Consider the following 22,653-nt stretch of genomic DNA (forward strand, 5'->3'; position numbering starts at 1 on the left):
TATATATCAACCCTTTTTTAGAAAATTTTTGTTGACATACTTGTACTAGTTGTTCCACAATAGAAAATGATAATGATTATCATTGTAAAATATGCGTATAGGAACATGAACGCATAACAGACTGAAGGGAGAATAACCAAATATGATTCGTCAAAGAGGGTCTCGTTTGTCCGTAACATTGGTTATCTGTACGATCTTTGCTTTACTCGTGTCCGGCTGCGGTAGTAAAGCTGCAACCAGCGAACCAACTGCTGCACAAGGGACATCTGCAGAAACACCAGCAGCGACTGCTGATACGGAACGCGAAGTAAAGCATGCCATGGGCATCGCCAAGATTAAAGGTACCCCTGAACGGGTCGTTGTTCTGACCAACGAGAGCACTGAAGTAGCGCTTGAATTAGGGGTGAAACCGGTTGGTGCTGTGAAGTCCGGGGCCGGTGAGACATGGTTCCCTCATATCAAAGCTGAGATGGACGGTGTCACAGAACTTGGTGAAGAAACCGAGCCTAACTTGGAGCTGATCGTTAGCTTGAAGCCCGACCTCATTATCGGCAATAAAGTCCGTCACGAAAAAATTTACTCTCAATTAGATAAAATTGCTCCTACCGTTATGTCAGAAGATTTGGCGGGGCAGTGGAAAATTAACTTAGCATTGTACGCTGAGGCGTTAAACAAAAAAGCAGAAGGCGATCAAGCAATCGCTAACTATGATAAGCATGTTGCTGAAGTGAAAGACAAAGCAGGCTCTAAGCTCAGCACTAAAGTTTCCGTTGTTCGCTTTACGCCTAAAGCCGTACGCATTTATCAGAAAGATACATTCTCCGGCATCATTTTGAAAGATCTCGGATTCGCAAGACCAGCTTCCCAAGATAAGGACAACTTTATGGAGGTTGTCACCAAAGAACAAATGTCCTTGATTGATGGTGACATCATGTTCTACTTTAATGCCGATTATGATGAAAGCAAAGCCGGTACTAAAATGCAAGAGGAATGGATGAATGATCCTCTTTACAAAACACTTGGAGTTGCCAAAAATAATAAAGCGTTCAAAGTTGATGAAGTGATCTGGAACCTGTCTGGCAGCATCAAATCTGCTAACCTGCTGCTTGATGAAATCGCTGGCTACGCAGACAAAATGTAACAACAAAACCTTCTTGGCGCCATCGCTACATGGTGTCAAGAAGGTTTTTCTTTTTCTATTTCGTCCAGTCACATTTCACGCATAAGAATCTCTATTTGCGCTTACAAAGTACGAATACAGACATGTGATCGCAGCATAAGTACAGCAACAGGTTTATCGACAACCAAAGTGCAGTATTCCATACTCGTTCAATTGATGTCTTTATTATTGCACCTAACTTGCACCTAATCAGAATAAGCGATTTGTTCTTGCTGCTGATGGAATCTGGCTAATTGGAACCGATCAAGTTTCCATTCTGTTTGCCCTTTCTCCACCAGATCTGCCAGCGTCTCACCCACCACACTCGCAAATTTAAAACCATGCCCGGAAAACCCACCGGCCAACCAAACATTATCATAGACCGGATGCCGATCTATAATAAAGTGTTCATCCGGTGTAAGTTCATATTTGCACACAGCGCCCAGCAGCAGCCTTCCCGCTGCCTTGGGCATATAGGTTTCCAGAAGATGACGTATATCCCCCTCATCTTCTGCGTGATCGCCAAATGGCGGTAAAGGAGCATTTGCCTGCCAAGGCAATCCTCCATCATGCCTGCCAATTTTGAGACCCTTGCCGTTAATGTCAGGTACACTATAATAATCACCTGAAGCTGTACTCATTGTGAAGCCCGGGAAGCAATCACTACCGTAAAGTTTGTTATCCACTTCAAACCAGCCTATTACTTTGCGTACGGGTCGGATTGGCAGCTTCACAAACGGCTCCAGCATCTGATACCACGCACCGGTAGTTATCACCATTTGACGAGCAAAAAACTGTCCATTATTTGTTGTCACTGCAACACCCTTTGCCCGTTCTTTCTCCACTTGAATATGTTCAACTTTAGTATAGGGCAAGAGCAGCGCTCCGGCTTCAAGTGCAAGTCGACGGTAAGCACGAATACAAGCTTCGCTAAACAATACGCCTGCCTTCGGCTCGTATAATCCTCTCATCGTATCGGCAGCACAGATGCCCGGCCATTTCCTGCTTATGGCTTCAGCATTTATGACTTCGTATGGAATATAATGCTGTTTGGCACGCAGCGCTTTCTCCACTAACGCTGCTTCTCCTGTTACAGATAAATGAAGTACACCGCATCGAAGCAGGAGCTGCTCCCCTGTTAAAGCTTCAAGTTCCTGCCACAACACATCCGCCCTCAACGCCCAAGCCGAATACAAGGCATCACCACTATACGCATGTCGGATGAGTCGAGTCTCGCCATGATGGCTTCCCTGCTCATGCGGTGGATCAAACGCATCAATCATCAACGTCTTAAGACCGCGTCTTGCCAAGTAATACCCGGCACTCATGCCCATCGATCCTGCTCCGACAACAATGACGTCATATCCCGATTGCATGCTGATTCCCTCTCTCCCTTGTGTACTACCTCACAGCAACTATTAAACAATTTAATTTCCATTATATTGCAACACCAATGGTTATTTCACTCGAATGCTGCGCCAAAGCTAGCTCCCCCACTCAAGTATGCTTAATCTCTTCTGCCTCAGGAATCGTCAATTTCAGCAGTGCCAATTCCGCTAATGCTTCAAAGTAGCGTGCACTTTTCCATATCGCACGTTCGTTCACTGTAAATGCAGGGTGATGCCACTCATGATTACCTGATGTCCCCATAAATACAAATGCACCAGCCACATGCTGCTGGTAGTAAGCAAAATCTTCACTTGCTGTTGACGGCTCAGGTAATATAACGTGTAATCCTGCTTGCTGTGCTGCCAAGCCTGCAATATCTGCTGCAAGCTTGTTATTGTGAACTGCAGGTGGTCCATCTGTCCAGCGCAGCTTGATCTCCGCACCAAACGTCGCTGCGATACCTTTCGCTATTTCTTCTATCCGCTGGCGAATAAAAATCCGGGAATCTGGCTGCAAAGTGCGGACAGTTCCCTCTAATACAGCAAGCTCAGGGATTACATTCCATGTATTTCCCGCATGAATCTTCGTAATGCTGATAACCGCACTGTCCACAGCACTTACATTCCGACTTACAACAGTTTGTAGCGCGGTAATTAAATGAGCAGATACTAAAATCGGATCAACCCCTGCATGAGGTATCGCTGCATGCGTGCTTACCCCCTTGATCTCGATACGCAGTCCATTGACACTCGACATCAACGAACCTGGTCTGATCCCAATCGTTCCGACGGGCAGATCTGGCTTATTGTGCATACCAAAGATGAGCTGGACGCCGTCCAATGCACCACATTTGATCATCTGCTGCGCCCCAATCCCCTTCTCTTCAGCAGGCTGGAACAAGAGGCGCACACAGCCCCGCAGCTCCTTTTCTTTGCGCTTTAATAACGTGGCCGCTCCAAGCAACGAAGCTGTGTGGAAATCATGACCACACGCGTGCATTTTGCCAGCTACGCTTGACGCATATGATAATCCCGTTGCCTCCTGAATAGGCAGCGCGTCGATGTCAGCACGCAGCGCCACGACAGGTCCAGGCTCCTGTCTGCCAATCTCAGCCACAACCCCCGTCGCAAGCGGCAAATCAAGCAGCCGGATGTCAACGTTTCGCAGCCACTCCCGTATCGCTTCTGTTGTTTCGTATTCTTCATTCGCAAGCTCTGGATAACGATGAAGCTGCCTGCGTATCGCAATTAACTTGGCTTCCAGCTCGTCATCAGCTCCATGCAGGCAATCTATCGGCTCCCCCATAGTAGGCGCTGGCACCTCCAATCAACATTCTATTATTTTCCAAATATCAACCTATTCCTTGCTAAATAGAATAATTCCACTCTGGTGTAATCCGCTTGAGAAATTGCTTGGTGCGTTCTTCCTGAGGATGATGAAAAATGTCATTTGGCCTGCCTTCTTCCACAATAACACCTTGATCCATAAAAATGACATGGTTAGCGATGTCACGAGCGAAGCCCATTTCATGGGTAACCACAATCATCGTAATTCCTTCCCGCGCGATACGTTTAATGACTTGTAACACCTCACCTACTAGTTCAGGATCAAGGGCAGAAGTCGGCTCATCAAACAAAATAACTTCCGGATTCAGAGCAAGCGCCCTTGCAATACCAACTCGCTGCTGCTGTCCTCCTGACAGCTGGCTAGGATAAGCATCCTGCTTGTGGAGCAGACCTACTTTTTCAAGAACGCTGACGCTCACGGCTTTGGCTTGTTCAACAGGCTGCTTCTGCACGACCACAAGCCCTTCCATCACATTTTGCAGCACCGTCTTGTGTTTAAACAAATTGTAATGCTGAAACACCATGGCTGTCTTTCGCCGTAGTAACAATACCTCTTGTTTAGTGGCGTGAGGACAGTTCAAGGTAAGGTCCCCGATCGTTAGACTCCCTTCATTCGGTTTCTCCAAGTAATTAACACAACGCAGCAGCGTGGTCTTTCCAGATCCACTTGGACCTAATATAACAACAACATCACCTTTTTGTACCGTCATATCGATACCATTCAGCACCTTCTGCTTGCCAAACGATTTGTGAATATTCCTGAGTTGAATCATGTTAGCTCCCCCCCGTATGTAATCACCGCTGTTTCTAGCGATGATGCACTTCTACCTGTGCTTTTGCGGCTCTGTATCGATTCTCAGGCACGCCTAACCCAAGGTTGCCACGCAGCGTGTCTGATTCATAGTCCTTACGGAATAAGCCCCGATCTTGTAATATCGGAACCACTTTATCTACAAAGTCATTGACCCCTTGTGACAGCACTAGAGGTGAGACGATAAACCCGTCTGCTGCACGTGCCTCGAACCAACGTTGGATCTGATCTGCTACTTGGTTTGGCGTACCGATAAAAGCACTTTTTGGCGTTGTCACTTGAAGTGCGAGTTGACGCAGCGTTAGTCCCTGCTCCTTTGCAATCTTCTTAATCTTGTCCGAAGTGCTCTTAAAGCCCTCTGAACCAAGATTGCCCAGATCAGGAAGCGGCTCATCAAGCGGAAATTGTGCGAAGTCAAAATGATTAAAGAAGCGCCCTAAGTAATGGAGTGCGACTTGAATATCGACTAAACTCGCGATCTGTTCATATTTAACAAGCGCTTCGTCCTCAGTGTCCCCAATGATGGGTGATATACCAGGAAATATTAAAATGTCGTCCGGGGAGCGACCATAGGCTGCTGCACGCTGCTTTACATCCTGATAAAAGCCTATTGCTTCCTCAATTGTCTCATGTCCCGTGAAAACGGCGTCTGCCTCACGAGCAGCTAGATCCTTGCCCGCCTCGGATGAACCAGCTTGAAAGACCACTGGCTGTCCTTGCTTGGATCTTGCAATATTTAGCGGGCCTTGGACAGAGAAAAATTCTCCTTTATGATGAAGTCGATGCATCTTATCGGGATCGATGAACTTGCCCGACACTTTGTTACGTACAAATGCGTCATCTTCCCATGAATCCCACAAACCTTTAGCCACTTGTATATACTCATTTGCAATACGGTAACGGAGCTCATGTGACGCATGTTGTTCCTTGCCATAATTTAAGGCTGAACCTTCCAGCGGTGAGGTTACAGCATTCCATCCAGCACGGCCACCGCTAATCGTATCCAATGAAGCAAACTGTCTCGCGACTGTAAAAGGTTCGCTGTATGAGGTGGACAACGTCCCAACAAGTCCGATGTGCGATGTGCTGTCCGCAAGCGCAGACAAAATTGTAATCGGTTCAAATCTATTTAAAAAATTTGGATGTGATATTTCAGTAATGTACAATCCATCAGCGACAAAGGCGAGATCAAACTTGCCTGATTCTGCTTTTTTGGCAATTCGCTTGTAAAATTCAAAATTGACGCTGGCATCAGCTGGTGAATCAGGATGCCGCCAAGCTGCAATATGACCACCTGCTCCATGAAGCATGACACCAAGCTTTAATTGTCTGTTTGTACGCATAAACGCCCTCCTCTTAAATAATTCATATCGGATTTATCGGATATATTTCAGCAAATCTAACACATCCTACATTATTAGTAAATATTTTTACGATAGCGTATTTAGATCTATTAATAGAAGTTATCTATGCATCTTAGTTTAGGGGATGTGATAAGCTTGATACAGTTTGAAAGGAATTTACCCAAATACGTTTGCGGAGCTCTAGAAGTGTTGAAATAAATGGCGAAGGTTGTTCTTTTAAATAAATTAGATTAGTCCGTAATGAGATGTCTTCCAATTCAGGAACCGCAATAGAATGCAGCGATCCGCTCTTGACTTCTTCTTGCACACACAGACTTGGCAATAGGCATATGCCACAACCTTGAAGCACCAATTTCTTAGCCGTTTCTACATGGTCAACGTGGTATACAATTCGTGGCGGGTAATCGAGGGATTCGAACAAACGATGAATACGAACCCAATCCAGCGAACCGCATTCGAAAAATACGAGTTCTTGTCCTGCCAGCTTTTCCAATGAGATGTAGCTCTCTCCTACAAATGGATGATGTTCCGGTACAAACAGTTTGATTGGATCCTCATAGAAAGCTACGGACTGCAGACTTGGATGTGTGATATTACGAACAAAGCCCACATCCAGTTCTTTATTGAGCACTTTTAATACGATGTGATCTGTCAACTCCGTTGTTAATCTTGCTTGAAAATGTTCGTGCTGCTCTCTAATAGCAGGAAGCAGCCAGGGAAGAATATAATTGGACACAGATATCGTGCAGCCGATCCGAAGCTCTTGTCGATCAGGCGTCTGCAGTTGAAGCTTTTGCATGCCCCGCTCATAGACTTGAAGTAATTGCTTAGCATATGGAAGAAATATTTTACCTTGCTCAGACAACTCTACTCGTCTGCTCTCGCGGTTAAATAGTGTGCAATTCAGCTCCCTTTCCAGCGTCTGGATACGTGCTGATACCGATGGCTGCGATAGAAATAATGCCTCAGCAGCTTTATTAAAGCTGCCATAGTGAGAAATGTAAATGAAGGCTTCTATATGATCGATGTTCATATCCATTCTCCCTTCTTTTGGGATGTACCAGCGGGCGGTTAACATTCTCAATGTGGCCCATAATACAACAGGAGGCCCCTTTTGTAAGTAAGGGGCCTCCTGTTGACAGGTCAGCATGTCACACCATTATAATTGTATATTCCGATAAGTTTAGTTGTATTTCTTGTGGAGTTACTTTAACATAGGATTAATTACAGTGTCAAGGGTGTCATTTTAATAAGAGAACAAACCGGACGCCCCATTAATTTACCTTTGATTTGTTGCTTACTTCATGTTACTATGTTTTAGTAAGTTAATAACCAAGGTGTTTAAGAAGCTTCATATGCGAATACTATAATTGAATGATATGAAAGGATGTATGACACTTGTCCACACCAACTAACCTGACTGCAGCGGAAGCTATGCTCTCCCGCCATTCTGTACGTAAATATGACCCTGCACATCTTATTCCTGAAGCAGAGCTGAATGAGATTCTTGAACTTGCCGCTTCCGCTCCTTCTTCATGGAACCTTCAGCACTGGCGTTTCCTTGTTATCCAGGAAGAGGCCAACAAGCAAAAGCTGCTGCCAATCGCCTACAATCAGCAGCAGATCGTTGACAGCTCGGCAGTTATCGTTGTACTTGGCGACACAGAAGCCAACTTAGTAGCAGAAGAAGTATACGGCCCTGCACTGGCTGGTGGATATATTACACAAGAAGTACATGATACTTTGGTAGGAAACGTAACCCGTGCCTATGCCAATTCGACAACGATTGGCCGCGAAGAGGCCATTCGTAACGCCTCGCTTGCTTCCATGCAGCTTATGATCGCTGCCAAAGCAAAAGGTTATGACACATGTCCAATTGGCGGCTTTAATCCCGCCCAACTGATTGAGACGTATAACATTCCTGAGCGTTATGTACCGGTCATGCTGATTACAATTGGCAAATCGCTTTCTCCAGCTCACGGTTCTGGTCGTTTCCCGTTGGAGCGTTCCGTTATCCAAGAAACGTTTTAATTCATATCAGCACATATAGGCGGACCGTTCAGTCATCAAATGACACGGTCCGCCTATATTTTACTTCTATTACGCCCTCTCTTTAAGCCATCACTTCCTATAACTTTAGTTACTCGTTCCGCCTAGTCCAACGCAGCATCACTTCCGTAATGCAGCAATAATTTTCTGTAGGACCACTTGAAAAACGCATGTGAAGTCCGTCTGGTGTGAACTTGACGCTTATATCTGCGCTTACTTGCGTACTTTTTAACAGGCGAATTACTTCCTTTTCATTTCCACGTTGAGCGGCATCCATCACTTCTGCTGCATAGTCCTTAGAGTCTCGTATACGTTGTAATACTCTATTCATCTGTTGCATCAAATCTAGAGAAGACCCTGCAGAAGAGCTAAAGACAGCAGTATTAACAGGGAGATACAAATCAGGACGTGACATGCTCCGATAAGTTCCCTTAGGTGACATGGCTTGCTTGTTAGTAAGTGGACGCGATGTCGTTGCAGACTGCGCCGTACCAGCCCGACGCTTCGAATTAGCATTCATGCTTGTTGTCTCCTTTACACCATTCGCTATTACATCAGCCTATGACAGCGCCCAGACAATGGTGACGACACACTGATGTAAGCATCGTTCTATTTATTTGATAAGAGTTATATCAATAAATTCTTCGCAAATCACACAACAAACAGTTAAAAAAATAACCATTCTGCTGCTGATTATTATTCACTTTTGGGGTCAATATGCTATGATATATTTTCGACCATATTGATCAGATCGGAGTGGCTGAGGTTGGCTCAATTATATTTTCGCTACGGCGCAATGAATAGCGGTAAGTCCATAGAAATTTTAAAAGTGGCGCATAACTATGAAGAACAGAATAAATCCGTACTTATTTTTACTTCGGCGTTGGATAATCGCGATGAGGTAGGCTACGTCAAGTCTCGGATCGGCATACGAGCCAAAGCAACTGCTATTTATTCGGATACAGACGTATATGCCCTTACGGCAAGCTGCCAGGAAAAGATATCTTGCGTGCTCATTGATGAAGTACAATTTTTGAATCAAAACCAGATTTTGCAGCTAACCAGAATTGTTGACGAACTTCGTATACCTGTGATGGGATTTGGATTAAAAAATGATTTTCGCAATGAGCTGTTTGAAGGCAGTAAATATATGCTTCTTTACGCGGATAAGATTGAGGAAATGAAGACGATTTGCTGGTTCTGTGAACGAAAAGCAACCATGAACTTGCGTGTCAACGAGCACGGGCAGCCTGTATATAGCGGAGAACAGATTCTTATTGGTGGGAATGATACCTATTATCCGGTCTGTCGCAAATGTCATGCCCAACCCTCATTATAGCTTGCATTTATATACGTTCATGTGTACATTCATGGTAAAGCAAACTTTGTCCTATTCAGAGGTGTTATCATGATTAATCATATAGCGACAGCGGCCGTATACGTAGCAGATCAACAACGCGCCAAGGCATTCTGGGTCGAGAAGATCGGCTTCAAAGTTATAGCCGAATATCCGATGGGCCCTTACGCAACTTGGCTTGAGGTCGGGCCAGCAGGTGCTGCTAGCCGCCTTGTCATCTACCCTCGTGCTTTGATGGAGGATTGGCACGAAAAACGGCCGTCTGTCGTGTTTCTGTGCGAAGACGTCCAAGCGGCCTACGATACGTTAAAGGCAAGGGGTGTTGTATTCCAGGGTGAACCCCAGCAAATGCAATGGGGTACTTACACTACGTTTCAAGATGAGGACGGCAACTCCTTTTTACTCAAACAGTGAAACGGGACCGCTTGCGGATACTAATAGTTGGCGCAAATAAAGCAGGCCATTAATGGCCTGCTTTATAAATTGAAAACAACTTAATTGACATAGCTTTGATGCCAGTCGGAATCGTGTGTCAACAAAAACTCCTCTGTTGTTACATACAGTGGAATGTTAGGTAATTCATTTAAATAGTGTCCTTGAATTAATTTATCATAGTGAACCTGACGGTTCCTTGTCCCGTTAACGACAGGCAACTGGGTATTCTCATCCATGTAGTCATCAACCGCAGCTTGTACCATGTCCAAATAACGAGGAATATGCTTGTCTTGTTCTTCAAATATTTGATACGTGAAACGGGACATATAGAACTTCTGATTGGAGATCCCGCCCAGATAACGACGCAATCGATATAAATCGATACTCTGGTCTTCACGTAATAATTGTGTACGTATCATCTGCTCAGGCATATCATGTTCCCAAGCTAACATGGCACGCTTTACATCTTTCAAAGTGACCACTACTTCTTCATACTCATAATTTTTATTTTTCGCTTTAACGACGCTGCGGTACCAGTTAGTCAGCCATTTCATGTCTGAACACTCCTCTCAATACGGCATTACTATAGAAAGTAAATAATTAAACCGCTATGTTGTATCCGCTTACAATTATATTATAGCACAAATTAGCTGTCTTGAGAGCCTTTATTGTCTAATTCCATATATTTAGATTTAAATTATAAAAACAATATATGTGTAATAACGTAATAAAGCCGTGTCCGCATACGCTGCACAATTATAGACACACGAGTCCCTCATTCCATCATTAGGATTGTTGTCTATTGCAGCGTACGCAACACGGCGTTAAGTTAATTCTAGCTTATTAATTAGGTGTTTTTGGTTGTTAAATGTTCACGAGCTTGCTGCGCTGCTTTAACCATATTGGACAATGCAGCGATCGTTTCCTGCTCATTTCTAGTCTTCAAACCGCAGTCTGGATTAATCCAGAAGGTACGTGCAGGCATCACTTGTAGTACCGATTCGATAAAGGAAGCCATTTCTGCTGTAGCAGGTATGCGCGGACTGTGAATATCATAGACACCAAGCCCGATGCCCAGCTCATATTGATGCTTAGCGAATACTTCTACGATGTCTCCTCCGCTGCGTGCTGTCTCTACGGAGATGACATCTGCATCCATTTCCCGGATCAAGTCGACCATATCCGAGAAATCACAGTAACACATATGTGTATGCACCTGCGTCTCCGGTTTTACGCCACTTGTCGTCAGGCGGAACGCTTTAACCGTCCATTCACGGTATCCTTGCTTGTCATCTGGATGCAGCGGCATACCCTCTTTGACCGCTGGCTCATCGACCTGAATCATGCCAATGCCCGCTTCTTCCAAAGCTTGAATCTCTTGACGAAGCGCCCATGACAATTGGTAGGCTGCTTCCTCACGTGAAATATCATCGCGTACGAACGACCAATTTAAGATGGTCACTGGTCCTGTTAACATTCCTTTTACCGGTTTGCTGGTAAGGGATTGGGCATATTCCGTCTCGACGACCGTCATCGCTTCCACAAATGCTACATCCCCGTACAATACAGGCGGCTTCACGCAGCGCGAACCGTAAGATTGCACCCAACCGTTCTTGGTAAATACGAACCCTTCCAACTTCTCACCAAAGTACTCTACCATATCTGTACGTTCAAATTCACCATGAACAAGCACATCGATACCAATTTGTTCTTGAATATCAATCCACCGTTTCATTTCGGCTTGCAAATACGCTGTGTATGCAGCCTCACTCCACTCGCCTTTGCGGAACTTTAAGCGAGCTTTACGAACTTCAGCTGTCTGCGGCAAACTCCCGATTGAAGTTGTAGGCAGCAGCGGGAGGTTGGACCAGCGAGCTTGATGTAATGCCAGACGTTCGGAGAACGGAACACGTGTCCACGCTTCCTCAGACGACTGAATCCGTAATAATTCTTCTTTCACCTGCGGGCGGTTGCGTTCTGGCAAGCTGCGCCATTCAGCAACAGCTTGCGCACTGGCAGCGATACCAGCTTCCGTGTCCGCCGTAGGATTCGCGAGATGCTGGGCCAGAAGTTCGAGTTCAACCAGCTTCTCATCCGCTCCGGTTAAGATCGTACGTACATATTCTGGAAGCTCAGTCTCGCTGCTTAACGTCAATGGAACATGCAGCAAGCTGCAGGACGGCTGCACGATCCAACGTTCAGCTGGTACTTGAGGCTTCACATATTGTGTCAACAGCTCTGTCACTGCGGCAAGATCGGTCTTCCAAATGTTGCGTCCATCGATGACGCCAAGAGCAATGCGCTTATCAGCAGGGAATCCAAGTTTTTGAATTGCCTCCAGGTTACGCGCTTTCCCATGTACAAGATCGAGACCAAGTACGTCAACAGGCAGCTCTACAAACGATTCATAGTCAGATACGCTTTCAAAGTAAGTTTGCACCCAAATGGAGAGGGATGGAGACTGTGCACGAAGATATGTGTATATCTCTTTGACGGCTACCCATTCTTCTTTATTCATCGGCAGCACGAATCCCGGTTCATCCAACTGAACATTTGTAACCCCTTCAGCAGCAAGAGCAACAAGCACTTCGCCATATACGACAGCAAACTGTTTTGCGACAGCAGCACGATCGGCCGCAGCAATTCCTTTCATTAAGCGAACAAATGTATAAGGTCCGACGAGGACTGGCTTCCATACGGACACGTCCACACTTCCCGCCTGCTTCGCACGGCGTACTGCTGCTACCGGATGGTTATACAACAGTTCAGGTGCACGGCCTTCCCATTCTGGAACGATGTAATGATAGTTGGTATTAAACCATTTTGTCATCTCGCATGCAGTTGATTGTGCAGTACCGCGCGCCATGCCAAATGTAACATCTATTATCGCTTGGGGTGTACCAGCAGCATCACTTTGTGATGACTTCAATGTGTCCAACTGATCGGCAAACTCATGACGGAAACGTTCAGGGATAATATCAAACATAACTGCAGTATCCAGTACGTGATCGTACCACGTATAATCTTGCACAGGAACATAAGACAGCTTGGCGTCAACCAACGTCGTAAGACGCTCTGCTTCAATACGGTTTAACTCCGTTTCCAATTGTGCAGAAGAAGTTTTGCCTCCCCAATATTGTTCCAATGCTTTTTTCCATTCACGATTGTACCCGATACGAGGATATCCGATGACACTAGTGTTTAATTGACCCATTGTTGCAGCCTCCCCAAATTGAATGTCAAATTATAATTTGCTGTTACGTCATTACGTCGTTACGTCTTCGAAAACACAAAAAAGGGCATTGCTATCTTTGCATACAAAGATAGCAATGCCCGTAAACGTCATGTCAAAGAACAACATCAGATGTGCGTATAGCTCCTTGAATTCAACTACCTCTTACATTCTATCTGCTTACGTCAGACGAATGCAGTCTTGCGTATTATACGCATATGACAGCAGTTAAACACCAAGATTATCCGCGATACATAAAGCTCTCCTCGGTCTGGTTCTATGCCAGCCATCAAGCCTTATGAAGGAACATCCGTGTTCACGTAACACCTCCCTATCTCCCGTAGGTTATGCAGTGTCGTCAGAACGGGCAGGTCTCCTGGCTTCAACCTCATCGATGTCAACTGCCTTCCCGATCATCAAGACCAGTGGCATAGTTAGCTGCATCTCAGCTGTTACAGTGGCGGGACCGCGTCGGTATTGCACCGACTTCCCTATTAAGCTTTGACGTTACCCAAAGCACCTGTTCTCATCTATTCAATTGCGTTGGTTATCGTAACCAATTGTCCTGATTATATCTGCTGCATGAACAAATGACAAGCTTTTATTATCTAGTGTATTTATCGGAATAGAGGTAAATACAATTAAATTAATCAAATAAACAAAATTTTCTCGCGTCTTGGGCTGATCCGTCTTCCCAAAATCCATTTCATTTTATTCATCTTCACCAAGCCCCATAACTAAAAATACTTATAGCCGTCAGCAGGCTTGCAAATTTAACTAGGGGCATCCGCTACCGCACCCTTAACAAAAAAACTAAGTAATAACAGGGCGTATGTTGCATTGCAGTTTGAGCGATAAGTACGTTATGCAGCACAAGGAGTTGTTAATAGCTTTGATTTAATCTGACAGCAGCTCGTCTAGCGCTTTTTGATATTTCAAATTTCTTATATAATCTTGTTCAGTCGGCGACTCAATTCTTGATAAGTTCATGTTATCCATAATATCTGCAATCTTAACGCTTCTAGCAACGGGAACAGATTTCAAACGCTGAATGAACTCGATATACGATTCATCTTTATGTCTAGTCAGACATTCAATTGCAAATACTGTATCTTCGGATAATCCGAGCTCAAGTAATTCTTTGCTATTGAGCTCGGTATCCTCTAAAACATCATGCAGAACCGCTACAATTTTTTCTTCCTCGCTTTTCATTTTCAACATGACACGAAGCGGATGCAGTATGTAGGGATTACCACCTTTGTCCACTTGTCCATCGTGAGCTTTTGTAGCGAGTATAATAGCTTTGCTTATGTTGTTCAACGAATCAGCTCCCATAACACTGATTTTTAGCTCAAGCCACTATTCAACGATCATTCTATCATTTTCCACTATCCGACCTGATCGCACATTGGATTCAGACTTAGTCTCTTGGATAATCCAGACTCATAATATCCATAAACGGAACCTTAATCGTTGCACCTTCTTGATTTACATGTACTTTACCTGTACGAGAGTCCAATTGGACAATCTGTCCTTTCACTCCCTCATCCCATCCCCATACTGTAAGGACAACAATAGATTCTTCTTGATAGGCTTCTGTTATCTGATTACCAAGTTCCTCTAGTACAAATTCATCACGTGTAGGTCGTTTTGGTACTTTTGCCTTTGCCATGTGTCAACCTCCTGTACTCATGCAAGTATAAATTTAATAATCTATCTTTATAGTCATTTAAACCTATACAAAGTGACTTCATATTCCATAAACACTTCACTTAAAATGCTACTTACTGCGTCCCAATCCCCATTTGCCAACCCGCAACCAATGTTATAAGGCAAAGCTACACTTAAATTATTTAGTACTGCGTAATCTCTTAATGTTTCTAGGGCAGCTTTAAGAGCTTCATAATTAGTATACACTGTTTTTTGTCTTCCATAGTTTAATTGCCCATATAGATTGGCTACTTCATTCGATCCAGTATTAATGATCTGACACTTGCCAAGCAATTGAGACGGGCTCTGGTGTTTGGAGCAGAAATCTTTATACATGGGATAGAGGTTAGAATAGGCTGCCCTCAGCGACTTGGCGATACCTGATCCCATTACACCCTGACAATTAACTTGATGCCCAATGATATCTTCTGTTGCTTTTAATAAATCACCCTCTACAATATGCACAGCCATTTGTAAATGTCTCCTCTTAATATATTCATTCAAAATTAATATACTCATTCAAAATTTGTTGCTATGGCCTCCGCCTTCTTCACATGTGTAAACGTTTAATTGTTCGGCCCTTATTGGCCACAAAAATGCACCCCCTAGAATCATTGGATACCCTAAGGGTTGTTCCAATGTGTATTCTAAGGGGTGCACTTTATTAATAAAGGCGAAGGTATCCAAGTGTAGTTGCACGAATATAATTTAGCTATGTGCCGGTTATACGAACCATACATCGCTTCATTGAATATAACGACCGCCAATTTCCAGTAAGATCAACTAGCCTTCCCGAACAAAGACTATTTCTTCGTTCCGCTCGTCAATTGTCAGCTGCTCATTCTCCAAGAACCAGATATCATTCTGCTCCATGTAAAATGTGATGCCGTTCAACTGCACCGTCACAGCCGGATATCGCGGACTATCCTTCATAATACCAAATGAGTAGGGTCCTGTCGCGCTGAATCCACTGTATCGGACAAAGACACGTACGCTATCGCCAGCTACAAATCCCCATTCAGATTGAAAACGTTGTACAGCTTCAGAGGTTACCCGCAATTGCATATGACTTCCTCCTCTATCATCTTCTATTAGCTCATCCTGATGTATTTGCGATGAACTTCTGTAACAATGATCATAACATGTTATGTCCAAATTGCCTACTCATACCCTATTATCTATTACCAAATTTAAGAAAAGAAGCAGCGCCTATGCTCAGCGCATTGATTCTGCTTCTTTGTATTACAAGCTTTAATTATTTTGCTGCATTTTCACCCGTTGCAGGCGCAGCGCATTAAGCACAACCGATACCGAACTGAAAGCCATTGCCGCGCCTGCCAGCCATGGCGCTAATAGGCCAAGTGCTGCAACCGGTATGCCAACAGAGTTGTAGAACAACGCCCAGAATAAATTCTGTTTAATATTACGCATGGTTCTACGGCTCATATCCATCGCATCGGCAATACCATTCAGGTCGCCACGCATTAGCGTCACGCCAGCCGTCTCCATTGCTACGTCAGTACCCGTACCAATCGCAAACCCGATATCCGCCGAGGCAAGTGCTGGCGCGTCGTTAATGCCGTCGCCGACCATCCCAACGACCCGACCTTCTTGCTGGAACTGACGCACATATTCTGCTTTTTGCTCTGGCAGCACCTCAGCGAACACCTGATCAACGCCGACTTCCTTCGCGATCGCTTCTGCTGTTCGCTGGTTGTCACCTGTTAGCATAACAACATGCAATCCTTGCTCGTGCAGACGGGCGATGGCTGCTTGGGAAGTCGGCTTCACGCGGTCAGCAGCAGCAACGATACCTGCCAACTTCCCGTTGACTGCAATTAGCATGGCGCTTTTACCGTCCAACTCCATCTTCTGCATATCCGTTTCAACAGGACTATAATCAATCTCATGTTTGGCAAGCAGACGACGCGTTCCAATCAGAACTTCATGGCCTTCGATTGATGCCTCAATACCATATCCCGGAATCGCTTGGAACGTCTCGGGCTCCTCAGCCTCAACCTGCGACTGCAGCCCTTCGACGATCGCTTTAGCCAACGGGTGCTCCGAACGACGCTCCGCCGCCAGCACCATCCGTTTTACCATCATTTCTTCGAATTGTCCCGTAACTACAAAGTCTGTGAGTGCAGGCTGTCCTTCTGTCACCGTTCCCGTCTTATCCAAAACAATTGTATTTACACGGTAAGCGGTCTCTAAATGCTCCCCGCCCCGGAAAAGGATGCCAAATTCCGCCGAACGGCCCGTTCCCGCCATGATTGAAGTTGGCGTAGCCAAACCGAGCGCACAAGGACAAGCGATCACAAGAACCGCAATCATACGCTCTAATGCTGTTCCAAACTGTTCCGGTTCGAGTAGAAAATAACTCAAAACAAATGTTAATACTGCAATGCCAACTACAATCGGAACAAATATGGCGGATATCCGGTCAGCAACGCGCTGAATCGGCGCCTTAGAACCTTGCGCTTCCTCGACGATACGAACGATCTGTGCCAGCGCCGTGCCGCTGCCAACTTGTGTTGCCCGTATGACAAGTGATCCGTGTGCATTTACCGTAGCGCCGTACACTTGATCACCCTGTTGTTTATCTACTGGTATGCTCTCTCCTGTGAGCATAGACTCATCAATCGTGGACGTTCCAGATACCACTTCACCATCCACTGGAATCTTATCGCCTGGGCGTACACGAAGCAGTTCTCCAACCTTTACTTGGTCGACAGGCACTTCAACGTCAGCTCCATCACGTATAACAGTAGCCGTCTTTGCCCGTAAGCCCATTAGAGCACGAATAGCTTGTGAAGAACGCCCCTTAGCGGACGCCTCAAACCATTTGCCAAGCAGAATCAGTGTAATCAATACGGCACTTGTCTCGAAATACATCTCTGCATGATGAAGGGCACCTGTCTGCCACTGCCAGGCCAAATACACACTGTATAAATACGCAGCTGTAGTCCCAAGAGATACGAGTACATCCATGTTCGCACTGCTATTACGCAGTGCTTTCCAAGCCCCCCGATAGAAACGCGAACCGATAATAAACTGCACAGGTGCAGCTAAAACCATTTGTACCCACGGGTTCATTAGGAATTCAGGCAGCCATATCCAGGAGGTGAAGCTAAAATGGGACACCATTGCCCACAATAACGGAAACGATAACACTGCTGATATCATAAATGTTGTCTTTAGCTGCTGCGCGCTCCGATTAATTGGTGACTGCTCTTGTTCCAGGCTCTCTTGCTTCTTATACGCTTTGTAGCCTAATGAATCCACTTTGCCAACGATATCATCCAATGTTGCACCGCTTGCTTCTATATGGGCCGTTTCCGTCGCCAGATTCACCGCAGCCTGCTCAACTCCCTTGAGTCTTGACAGACCCTTCTCGATCCGGGTCGCACAGGCTGCACAGGTCATCCCCTCAATCTGCAGCTCATACGTCATTTTAGGAACCTGATATCCTAATTGTTCAACTTTATGAACAACATCTTCCCATTTGATGGTGTCGCTGTTATATTTCACTGTCGCTTGTTCTATTGCGAGATTGACAGATGCATTCTCCATGCCATTCATTCGCTTCAAGCCCTTCTCAATTCGAGTCGAGCATGCTGCGCATGTCATGCCTTCAATCTGAAATGTCCGTTCCTCATGATTCATGGTGTATCAGCTCCTCTTCGGTATACCCCCACACCCTATATTATAGGGTAAAATAATATTCCTACCCGTCATCTTAGAAGACGTTGTTAGGAATAAGGCTGCTGCGTGAGTGCTGGTGCCGATAGCGTAGCAGCTATACCACGATTCCGGCAGATCCAGCAGTCACGCGCACTTCATGTCTACTTATACAATATCGTAACCTTGATCTTCAATAGCTTCACGCAATACTTCCGGAGTAACTTTCTCTTCGTCATACGTAATCGTCACTTGCTTATCCGCCAAATTCACCTCTGCTTGTGCTCCTGCATTCGCTACCGCTTTCTCTACTGCTTGCTTGCAATGTCCACAAGTCATACCTTCTACATTCCATGTAACGTTTGTCATATTGGACGTCCTCCTTCAGATTATGGTTTACTTCATCAACTTGTTCATCGTCAACAGCAGCTCATCCAGCACTTCATGTTCTCCCGCCTGTATGCGTTCAACCACGCAGCTCTTCATGTGTCCTTCCAGCAGCAAGCGCCCCACAGAATTCAGAGCTGACTGAACAGATGCGATCTGATGCAGAACGTCATCGCAGTACGTATCCCGTTCGATCATTGCTTTAACACCTCTGATCTGGCCTTCAATTCGGTTCAAACGATGTACAAGCTTCTTCTTCGTCTCATCCGAATGATGGCTTCTGCGTTCACCCGTTCCGCAATGTGATTCATGATCATCGGAACAACAGTTACCGTCGTCTGGTGTATGATGCGGGACATCGTGTTCATTCATAGCGACAACCTCCTTCTTGAATTCATATTAACATACCCCCCACCCCTATTCAAGTGATTTTTATCTCGGGTATGATTTTTTCTTAAAATGGGTATTTTAACCGATATAAAGCCCATTTATGATTAACATTTGCCAAACTGTCTGTATAATGGTTAAAATTTTACTAGATACATATGATTCACATCACATATGATCACACCAAGAATGTAAGGAGTGTTTGTTATGAAACCCGCTGGAAAAGTATCCCGTGTAGCCCTGATCGGTTCTGGATTTGTAGGTGCGAGTTATGCCTTTGCGATGCTCAATCAAGGTGTTGCTTCTGAATTTGTTATTATCGATCTCAATCATAAAAAAGCAGAAGGCGACGCAATGGATTTGAACCATGGCATTCCATTTGCCAGTAATATGCGTATTTGGGCAGGCGACTACAGTGATTGCAAAGATGCGGATATCGTCGTGATCACAGCCGGTGCCAATCAGGCTCCCGGTGAGACGAGACTTGATCTTGTCGGAAAAAATGCTGCTATTTTCAAAAAAATTATTGACGCTGTTATGGCGAGCGGCTTTGATGGAATCTTTATCGTAGCCACGAATCCGGTCGACGTCCTTACCTATGCAACATGGAAGTACTCCGGCTTGCCTGCCAACCGTGTGATCGGTTCAGGCACAATATTGGATAGCGCGCGTCTTCGCTCTCTGCTCAGCAACGAACTTAAAGTCGATCCGAGCAGCGTCCATGCTGTCATCATGGGAGAGCATGGCGATACAGAATTGCCGATCTGGAGTCATGTGAACGTTGGAGGCATGCCGCTTGAAGATTTCCAAGCCACCCATGGTTATCCTTCACAAGAGAAATTGGATGAAATCTTTGTAAATGTGCGGGATGCTGCCTATCATATAATCGAGCGTAAAGGTGCTACCTACTATGGGATCGCGATGGGTCTGGCCCGCCTGACCAAAGCGGTGCTGCGCAACGAGAACAGCATCTTGTCTGTGTCTGCTCGGATGGATGGCCAGTACGGTCTAAACGATCTTTATATCGGTGTACCTGCTGTTATCGGACGAGAAGGCATTCGGGATATTATCGAGCTCAAGCTCACACCGAATGAACAGCTGAAGTTCGAACATTCCGCTACGGTTATGAAACAAGCCATTAAAAGCATATTCCCGGAGCATGTTTAATTGTAAACTGTACAGCCGCAACGATTAACCATAAACAGCCCTTGTCTTGGCTGGTTCTGCGAACCTCCTGACAGGGGCTGTTATGGTTCATAATTATGTGTATATTTGTACATGTATTCATGTAAGACTGTTGATTAATTGTCGGTGTAACTGAATTCGTAGTTCTTAGTCCCATTCAGCAAAAATGCACCAAACGTTCACTGCTGCGCACCTGAGCTTCTCCGTCTGGCTTGGTTAAACCGGATCGATGAAGGCGGCTTCTTTTGGCAAAACACGAGATAATTCTTCATCAAAGCTCAATCATCTTATATATACCCCCCAAGGGTAAATATATATTCACTTCATCGACCATCCACAGGTGTTAATCCGGCAGCGCGCATGCAAGCGAGGCGAATTGCTTAATATATTGCTTTACCTGTTCCATAACTCTTACTCTATACCTGCAGTTGCTCCTGCATTATCGAGTAACAGCAGGCCGCAAGCCTACTGACAACTAACTCCTCATGCTCAACAATATAAAAATGGTTCCCCGGGAAGCAATCTACCTGAAAATCGTGCTGGAACCAATTTTTCCAGCCTTCCATCTCGCCGCGTAATGAATTATCGTCCTCGCCGTACCATACCTGGACAGGCACGGGGATCTTGTCCGCTACTTTCTTGCTTTCGATCCTTTGTTGCGTGTGGCGTTCAATTATAGCAAAGTCAGCCCGTAATATGGGCACAAAAACATCCCGCATTTCAGGTAGACTTAGGACAGAAGCATCTGCCGCACCATAATCGGCCACTTTCTCAATAAAGGGTCCGTCCGGTAAACCAACAATCGACTCCTCCATCTTAACGAATTGAGGAGCAGAGCGAGCCGACAAAATCGCACGTTCTGGGAGTCGCCCCTTGTTCTCGTGCTGCCGCCGCAGCCATTCGTAGCTCAACAAAGCACCCATACTGTGGCCAAATAGGATAACGGGCTTATCGTCTGACAAAATATTTTGCATCATAAGATCTATATCACTGACGGCATCTTCAACAGAAGAGTATGGTGCTTCTCCAAATCTTCTTCCTCGCGCAGCGAGTTCAAGCGGGATTAACTCGATATAACTTGGCAATTGGCGTTTCCACCGCATATAGACAGATGCAGACGCCCCCGCATAGGGAAGGCAGCACAGTCTAACTTTAATTTCACTCATAGACGTCCCCTTTCCTGTGTCATATACTCTTCCCACATCTCGATGAGCATCTCGTCCGTTAACATGCACACGAAAGGCGAAGGCGAGTTGCTTGACATGCATATCGATGCGCTGTAATTTGCAGCTATACTGCCATACTGCAGCTTAACACGCTCATCTTGCTCCAGCTGATCACCTTTAAAGCATCCTGCTTCACGCCACAAAAATGGCTCTACGTCCATCCTTGTTTGCAGCTCCAACGGAACAGCTTGCACTTGCTGCTGCGGTAGAATAGCAAACTGATTCAGTCCGTAAGACAACCCCCTGCCGTCCCACTTGACATAACTTTCTTTAAGCGTCCACCAGTCACCCAGTGCAGCCTGCTGATCAAGCGCTTGTTGAATCCGCTCTGCCTCAGCCGGATGGAACCATCTCTCTGCTATGTCATATGAGATGCGTCCTCGCTCCTCAATATCGATGCCTACTGGCTCTATATGCCCAATCACCCCAATCCAATCACCAGAGTGTGACAGATTTACATGCCACGAGTGCTTAACATCGTCAGGATCGAGCGTATCTTCCTCTTCCTCTGCAGAATCAAGATTTATCTGCTGTTGACCTGCTTTATTAAAGCCCCAGCTCAATTTTCCATACGGGGTCCTGCTCCAAGGCTGATCAACTGGTTTTATTTCTGTCATCTTAGCAGTTAGCAGGCGAACAGCCAAATACCCAACCAAGCATCGGACTCGATCAGCGTGTATTCGATAAGAAAGCACACGACAGTACTCAGAAAGAGGCAGCCTGCTTTTCCATTTATTTGCCTGCTCGCCTTGCTGCAGCTCATAGCGATCAGGCTGTACTCGAATGAACCATACTATCGGTTTCTTCCCGGACACCGGCAAATATTTGCCATGTTGGCATTCCGCATTAACCTGTTTTATTCCTGCGGTTTGATCGGAATATGCTACCATATGATCTGCTCCATATCTTCAAGTGAAATTTCTCCAGCAGCTAAC

The 22,653-nt window shown here is 45.4% G+C and carries 22 protein-coding genes and 1 riboswitch; of the genes, 5 read left to right on the top strand and 17 right to left on the bottom strand.

The window, feature by feature from the left end; all coding sequences use genetic code 11:
• Window positions 1–142 precede the first annotated feature (142 nt).
• Window positions 143–1,141, top strand: a complete 999-nt coding sequence (locus MH117_RS08050) for an ABC transporter substrate-binding protein (protein ID WP_239328164.1) — start codon at window positions 143–145, stop codon at window positions 1,139–1,141.
• A 224-nt stretch (window positions 1,142–1,365) separates the two neighbouring features.
• On the opposite strand, the gene solA is transcribed toward MH117_RS08050, so the two are convergent.
• From solA to MH117_RS08075, 5 genes are all read right to left on the bottom strand, one after another.
• Complete coding sequence (solA, locus tag MH117_RS08055; protein WP_239328165.1) at window positions 1,366–2,535, bottom strand: N-methyl-L-tryptophan oxidase; 1,170 nt, start codon at window positions 2,533–2,535, stop codon at window positions 1,366–1,368.
• Between the two features lie 121 nt (window positions 2,536–2,656).
• Complete coding sequence (locus MH117_RS08060) at window positions 2,657–3,853, bottom strand: amidohydrolase (protein WP_239328166.1); 1,197 nt, start codon at window positions 3,851–3,853, stop codon at window positions 2,657–2,659.
• Window positions 3,854–3,914: 61 nt separating this feature from the next.
• Complete coding sequence (locus MH117_RS08065) at window positions 3,915–4,667, bottom strand: amino acid ABC transporter ATP-binding protein (protein WP_239328167.1); 753 nt, start codon at window positions 4,665–4,667, stop codon at window positions 3,915–3,917.
• 34 nt (window positions 4,668–4,701) lie between these two features.
• Entirely contained in the window at window positions 4,702–6,048 is a 1,347-nt protein-coding gene (locus MH117_RS08070) for an LLM class flavin-dependent oxidoreductase (RefSeq protein WP_239328168.1), read from the bottom strand.
• 133 nt (window positions 6,049–6,181) lie between these two features.
• Window positions 6,182–7,102: a LysR family transcriptional regulator gene (locus MH117_RS08075; RefSeq protein WP_239328169.1), complete on the bottom strand. Its 921-nt coding sequence runs from the start codon at window positions 7,100–7,102 to the stop codon at window positions 6,182–6,184.
• 365 nt (window positions 7,103–7,467) lie between these two features.
• Here MH117_RS08075 and MH117_RS08080 point away from each other — a divergent pair, with 365 nt between their 5' ends.
• Entirely contained in the window at window positions 7,468–8,100 is a 633-nt protein-coding gene (locus MH117_RS08080) for a nitroreductase family protein (RefSeq protein ID WP_239328170.1), read from the top strand.
• A 109-nt stretch (window positions 8,101–8,209) separates the two neighbouring features.
• Here MH117_RS08080 and MH117_RS08085 read toward each other — a convergent pair whose 3' ends face one another.
• Window positions 8,210–8,638 carry a YuzC family spore coat inner layer protein gene (locus MH117_RS08085; protein WP_239328171.1) on the bottom strand — a complete coding sequence of 143 codons (429 nt, stop codon included), beginning with the start codon at window positions 8,636–8,638 and terminating at the stop codon, window positions 8,210–8,212.
• Between the two features lie 246 nt (window positions 8,639–8,884).
• Between MH117_RS08085 and MH117_RS08090 the strand changes: the two genes are divergently transcribed.
• Both MH117_RS08090 and MH117_RS08095 read left to right on the top strand, forming a co-directional pair.
• The gene (locus MH117_RS08090) at window positions 8,885–9,457 is read left to right on the top strand and encodes a thymidine kinase (RefSeq protein WP_239328172.1); all 573 of its coding nucleotides are present in this window, start codon (window positions 8,885–8,887) and stop codon (window positions 9,455–9,457) included.
• Window positions 9,458–9,526: 69 nt separating this feature from the next.
• Entirely contained in the window at window positions 9,527–9,889 is a 363-nt protein-coding gene (locus tag MH117_RS08095) for a VOC family protein (protein WP_239328173.1), read from the top strand.
• Window positions 9,890–9,969: 80 nt separating this feature from the next.
• On the opposite strand, the gene MH117_RS08100 is transcribed toward MH117_RS08095, so the two are convergent.
• The 9 genes from MH117_RS08100 to MH117_RS08140 form a co-directional block, all read right to left on the bottom strand.
• Entirely contained in the window at window positions 9,970–10,464 is a 495-nt protein-coding gene (locus MH117_RS08100) for a DUF3939 domain-containing protein (RefSeq protein ID WP_239328174.1), read from the bottom strand.
• Window positions 10,465–10,757: 293 nt separating this feature from the next.
• On the bottom strand, window positions 10,758–13,124 hold the full coding sequence (gene metE, locus MH117_RS08105) for a 5-methyltetrahydropteroyltriglutamate--homocysteine S-methyltransferase (RefSeq protein ID WP_239328175.1): 2,367 nt from the start codon (window positions 13,122–13,124) through the stop codon (window positions 10,758–10,760).
• A 367-nt stretch (window positions 13,125–13,491) separates the two neighbouring features.
• Window positions 13,492–13,681: riboswitch (cobalamin riboswitch) on the bottom strand.
• Window positions 13,682–14,039: 358 nt separating this feature from the next.
• Entirely contained in the window at window positions 14,040–14,462 is a 423-nt protein-coding gene (locus MH117_RS08110) for a GTP pyrophosphokinase (protein WP_239328176.1), read from the bottom strand.
• Between the two features lie 100 nt (window positions 14,463–14,562).
• Window positions 14,563–14,814 (bottom strand): YolD-like family protein, encoded by a 252-nt coding sequence (locus tag MH117_RS08115; protein ID WP_239328177.1) that lies wholly within the window; start codon window positions 14,812–14,814, stop codon window positions 14,563–14,565.
• A gap of 53 nt (window positions 14,815–14,867) precedes the next feature.
• Complete coding sequence (locus MH117_RS08120) at window positions 14,868–15,323, bottom strand: macro domain-containing protein (protein WP_239328178.1); 456 nt, start codon at window positions 15,321–15,323, stop codon at window positions 14,868–14,870.
• A gap of 312 nt (window positions 15,324–15,635) precedes the next feature.
• Window positions 15,636–15,917 carry a HesB/YadR/YfhF family protein gene (locus MH117_RS08125; RefSeq protein WP_239328179.1) on the bottom strand — a complete coding sequence of 94 codons (282 nt, stop codon included), beginning with the start codon at window positions 15,915–15,917 and terminating at the stop codon, window positions 15,636–15,638.
• A gap of 186 nt (window positions 15,918–16,103) precedes the next feature.
• Window positions 16,104–18,518, bottom strand: coding sequence for a heavy metal translocating P-type ATPase (locus MH117_RS08130; RefSeq protein ID WP_239328180.1), 2,415 nt, complete (start codon window positions 18,516–18,518; stop codon window positions 16,104–16,106).
• A 183-nt stretch (window positions 18,519–18,701) separates the two neighbouring features.
• Entirely contained in the window at window positions 18,702–18,902 is a 201-nt protein-coding gene (locus tag MH117_RS08135; protein ID WP_239328181.1) for a cation transporter, read from the bottom strand.
• A 27-nt stretch (window positions 18,903–18,929) separates the two neighbouring features.
• The gene (locus tag MH117_RS08140) at window positions 18,930–19,292 is read right to left on the bottom strand and encodes a metal-sensitive transcriptional regulator (protein WP_239328182.1); all 363 of its coding nucleotides are present in this window, start codon (window positions 19,290–19,292) and stop codon (window positions 18,930–18,932) included.
• Window positions 19,293–19,514: 222 nt separating this feature from the next.
• Between MH117_RS08140 and MH117_RS08145 the strand changes: the two genes are divergently transcribed.
• Window positions 19,515–20,474 (top strand): L-lactate dehydrogenase, encoded by a 960-nt coding sequence (locus MH117_RS08145; protein ID WP_239328183.1) that lies wholly within the window; start codon window positions 19,515–19,517, stop codon window positions 20,472–20,474.
• Window positions 20,475–20,908: 434 nt separating this feature from the next.
• Here MH117_RS08145 and MH117_RS08150 read toward each other — a convergent pair whose 3' ends face one another.
• Both MH117_RS08150 and MH117_RS08155 read right to left on the bottom strand, forming a co-directional pair.
• On the bottom strand, window positions 20,909–21,658 hold the full coding sequence (locus tag MH117_RS08150; protein ID WP_239328184.1) for a thioesterase II family protein: 750 nt from the start codon (window positions 21,656–21,658) through the stop codon (window positions 20,909–20,911).
• On the bottom strand, window positions 21,655–22,608 hold the full coding sequence (locus MH117_RS08155) for a 4'-phosphopantetheinyl transferase family protein (protein WP_239328185.1): 954 nt from the start codon (window positions 22,606–22,608) through the stop codon (window positions 21,655–21,657). The genes MH117_RS08150 and MH117_RS08155 overlap by 4 nt, the downstream gene beginning before the upstream one ends.
• Window positions 22,609–22,653 lie beyond the last annotated feature (45 nt).

The sequence above is a fragment of the Paenibacillus sp. ACRRX genome (assembly GCF_022346885.1).
Lineage (GTDB): Bacteria > Bacillota > Bacilli > Paenibacillales > Paenibacillaceae > Paenibacillus_B.

What these genes read in the sequence shown, in the direction of transcription:
- MH117_RS08070 (WP_239328168.1), bottom strand. Translation starts at nt 6,048, where the DNA reads ATGCGTACAAACAGACAATTAAAGCTTGGTGTCATGCTTCATGGAGCA.
- MH117_RS08050 (WP_239328164.1), top strand. Translation starts at nt 143, where the DNA reads ATGATTCGTCAAAGAGGGTCTCGTTTGTCCGTAACATTGGTTATCTGT.
- MH117_RS08125 (WP_239328179.1), bottom strand. Translation starts at nt 15,917, where the DNA reads ATGCAATTGCGGGTAACCTCTGAAGCTGTACAACGTTTTCAATCTGAA.
- MH117_RS08145 (WP_239328183.1), top strand. Translation starts at nt 19,515, where the DNA reads ATGAAACCCGCTGGAAAAGTATCCCGTGTAGCCCTGATCGGTTCTGGA.
- MH117_RS08095 (WP_239328173.1), top strand. Translation starts at nt 9,527, where the DNA reads ATGATTAATCATATAGCGACAGCGGCCGTATACGTAGCAGATCAACAA.
- solA (WP_239328165.1), bottom strand. Translation starts at nt 2,535, where the DNA reads ATGCAATCGGGATATGACGTCATTGTTGTCGGAGCAGGATCGATGGGC.
- MH117_RS08135 (WP_239328181.1), bottom strand. Translation starts at nt 18,902, where the DNA reads ATGACAAACGTTACATGGAATGTAGAAGGTATGACTTGTGGACATTGC.
- MH117_RS08060 (WP_239328166.1), bottom strand. Translation starts at nt 3,853, where the DNA reads ATGGGGGAGCCGATAGATTGCCTGCATGGAGCTGATGACGAGCTGGAA.
- MH117_RS08150 (WP_239328184.1), bottom strand. Translation starts at nt 21,658, where the DNA reads ATGAGTGAAATTAAAGTTAGACTGTGCTGCCTTCCCTATGCGGGGGCG.
- MH117_RS08085 (WP_239328171.1), bottom strand. Translation starts at nt 8,638, where the DNA reads ATGAATGCTAATTCGAAGCGTCGGGCTGGTACGGCGCAGTCTGCAACG.
- MH117_RS08100 (WP_239328174.1), bottom strand. Translation starts at nt 10,464, where the DNA reads ATGAAATGGCTGACTAACTGGTACCGCAGCGTCGTTAAAGCGAAAAAT.
- MH117_RS08155 (WP_239328185.1), bottom strand. Translation starts at nt 22,608, where the DNA reads ATGGTAGCATATTCCGATCAAACCGCAGGAATAAAACAGGTTAATGCG.
- MH117_RS08115 (WP_239328177.1), bottom strand. Translation starts at nt 14,814, where the DNA reads ATGGCAAAGGCAAAAGTACCAAAACGACCTACACGTGATGAATTTGTA.
- MH117_RS08075 (WP_239328169.1), bottom strand. Translation starts at nt 7,102, where the DNA reads ATGAACATCGATCATATAGAAGCCTTCATTTACATTTCTCACTATGGC.
- MH117_RS08120 (WP_239328178.1), bottom strand. Translation starts at nt 15,323, where the DNA reads ATGGCTGTGCATATTGTAGAGGGTGATTTATTAAAAGCAACAGAAGAT.
- MH117_RS08130 (WP_239328180.1), bottom strand. Translation starts at nt 18,518, where the DNA reads ATGAATCATGAGGAACGGACATTTCAGATTGAAGGCATGACATGCGCA.
- metE (WP_239328175.1), bottom strand. Translation starts at nt 13,124, where the DNA reads ATGGGTCAATTAAACACTAGTGTCATCGGATATCCTCGTATCGGGTAC.
- MH117_RS08140 (WP_239328182.1), bottom strand. Translation starts at nt 19,292, where the DNA reads ATGAATGAACACGATGTCCCGCATCATACACCAGACGACGGTAACTGT.
- MH117_RS08065 (WP_239328167.1), bottom strand. Translation starts at nt 4,667, where the DNA reads ATGATTCAACTCAGGAATATTCACAAATCGTTTGGCAAGCAGAAGGTG.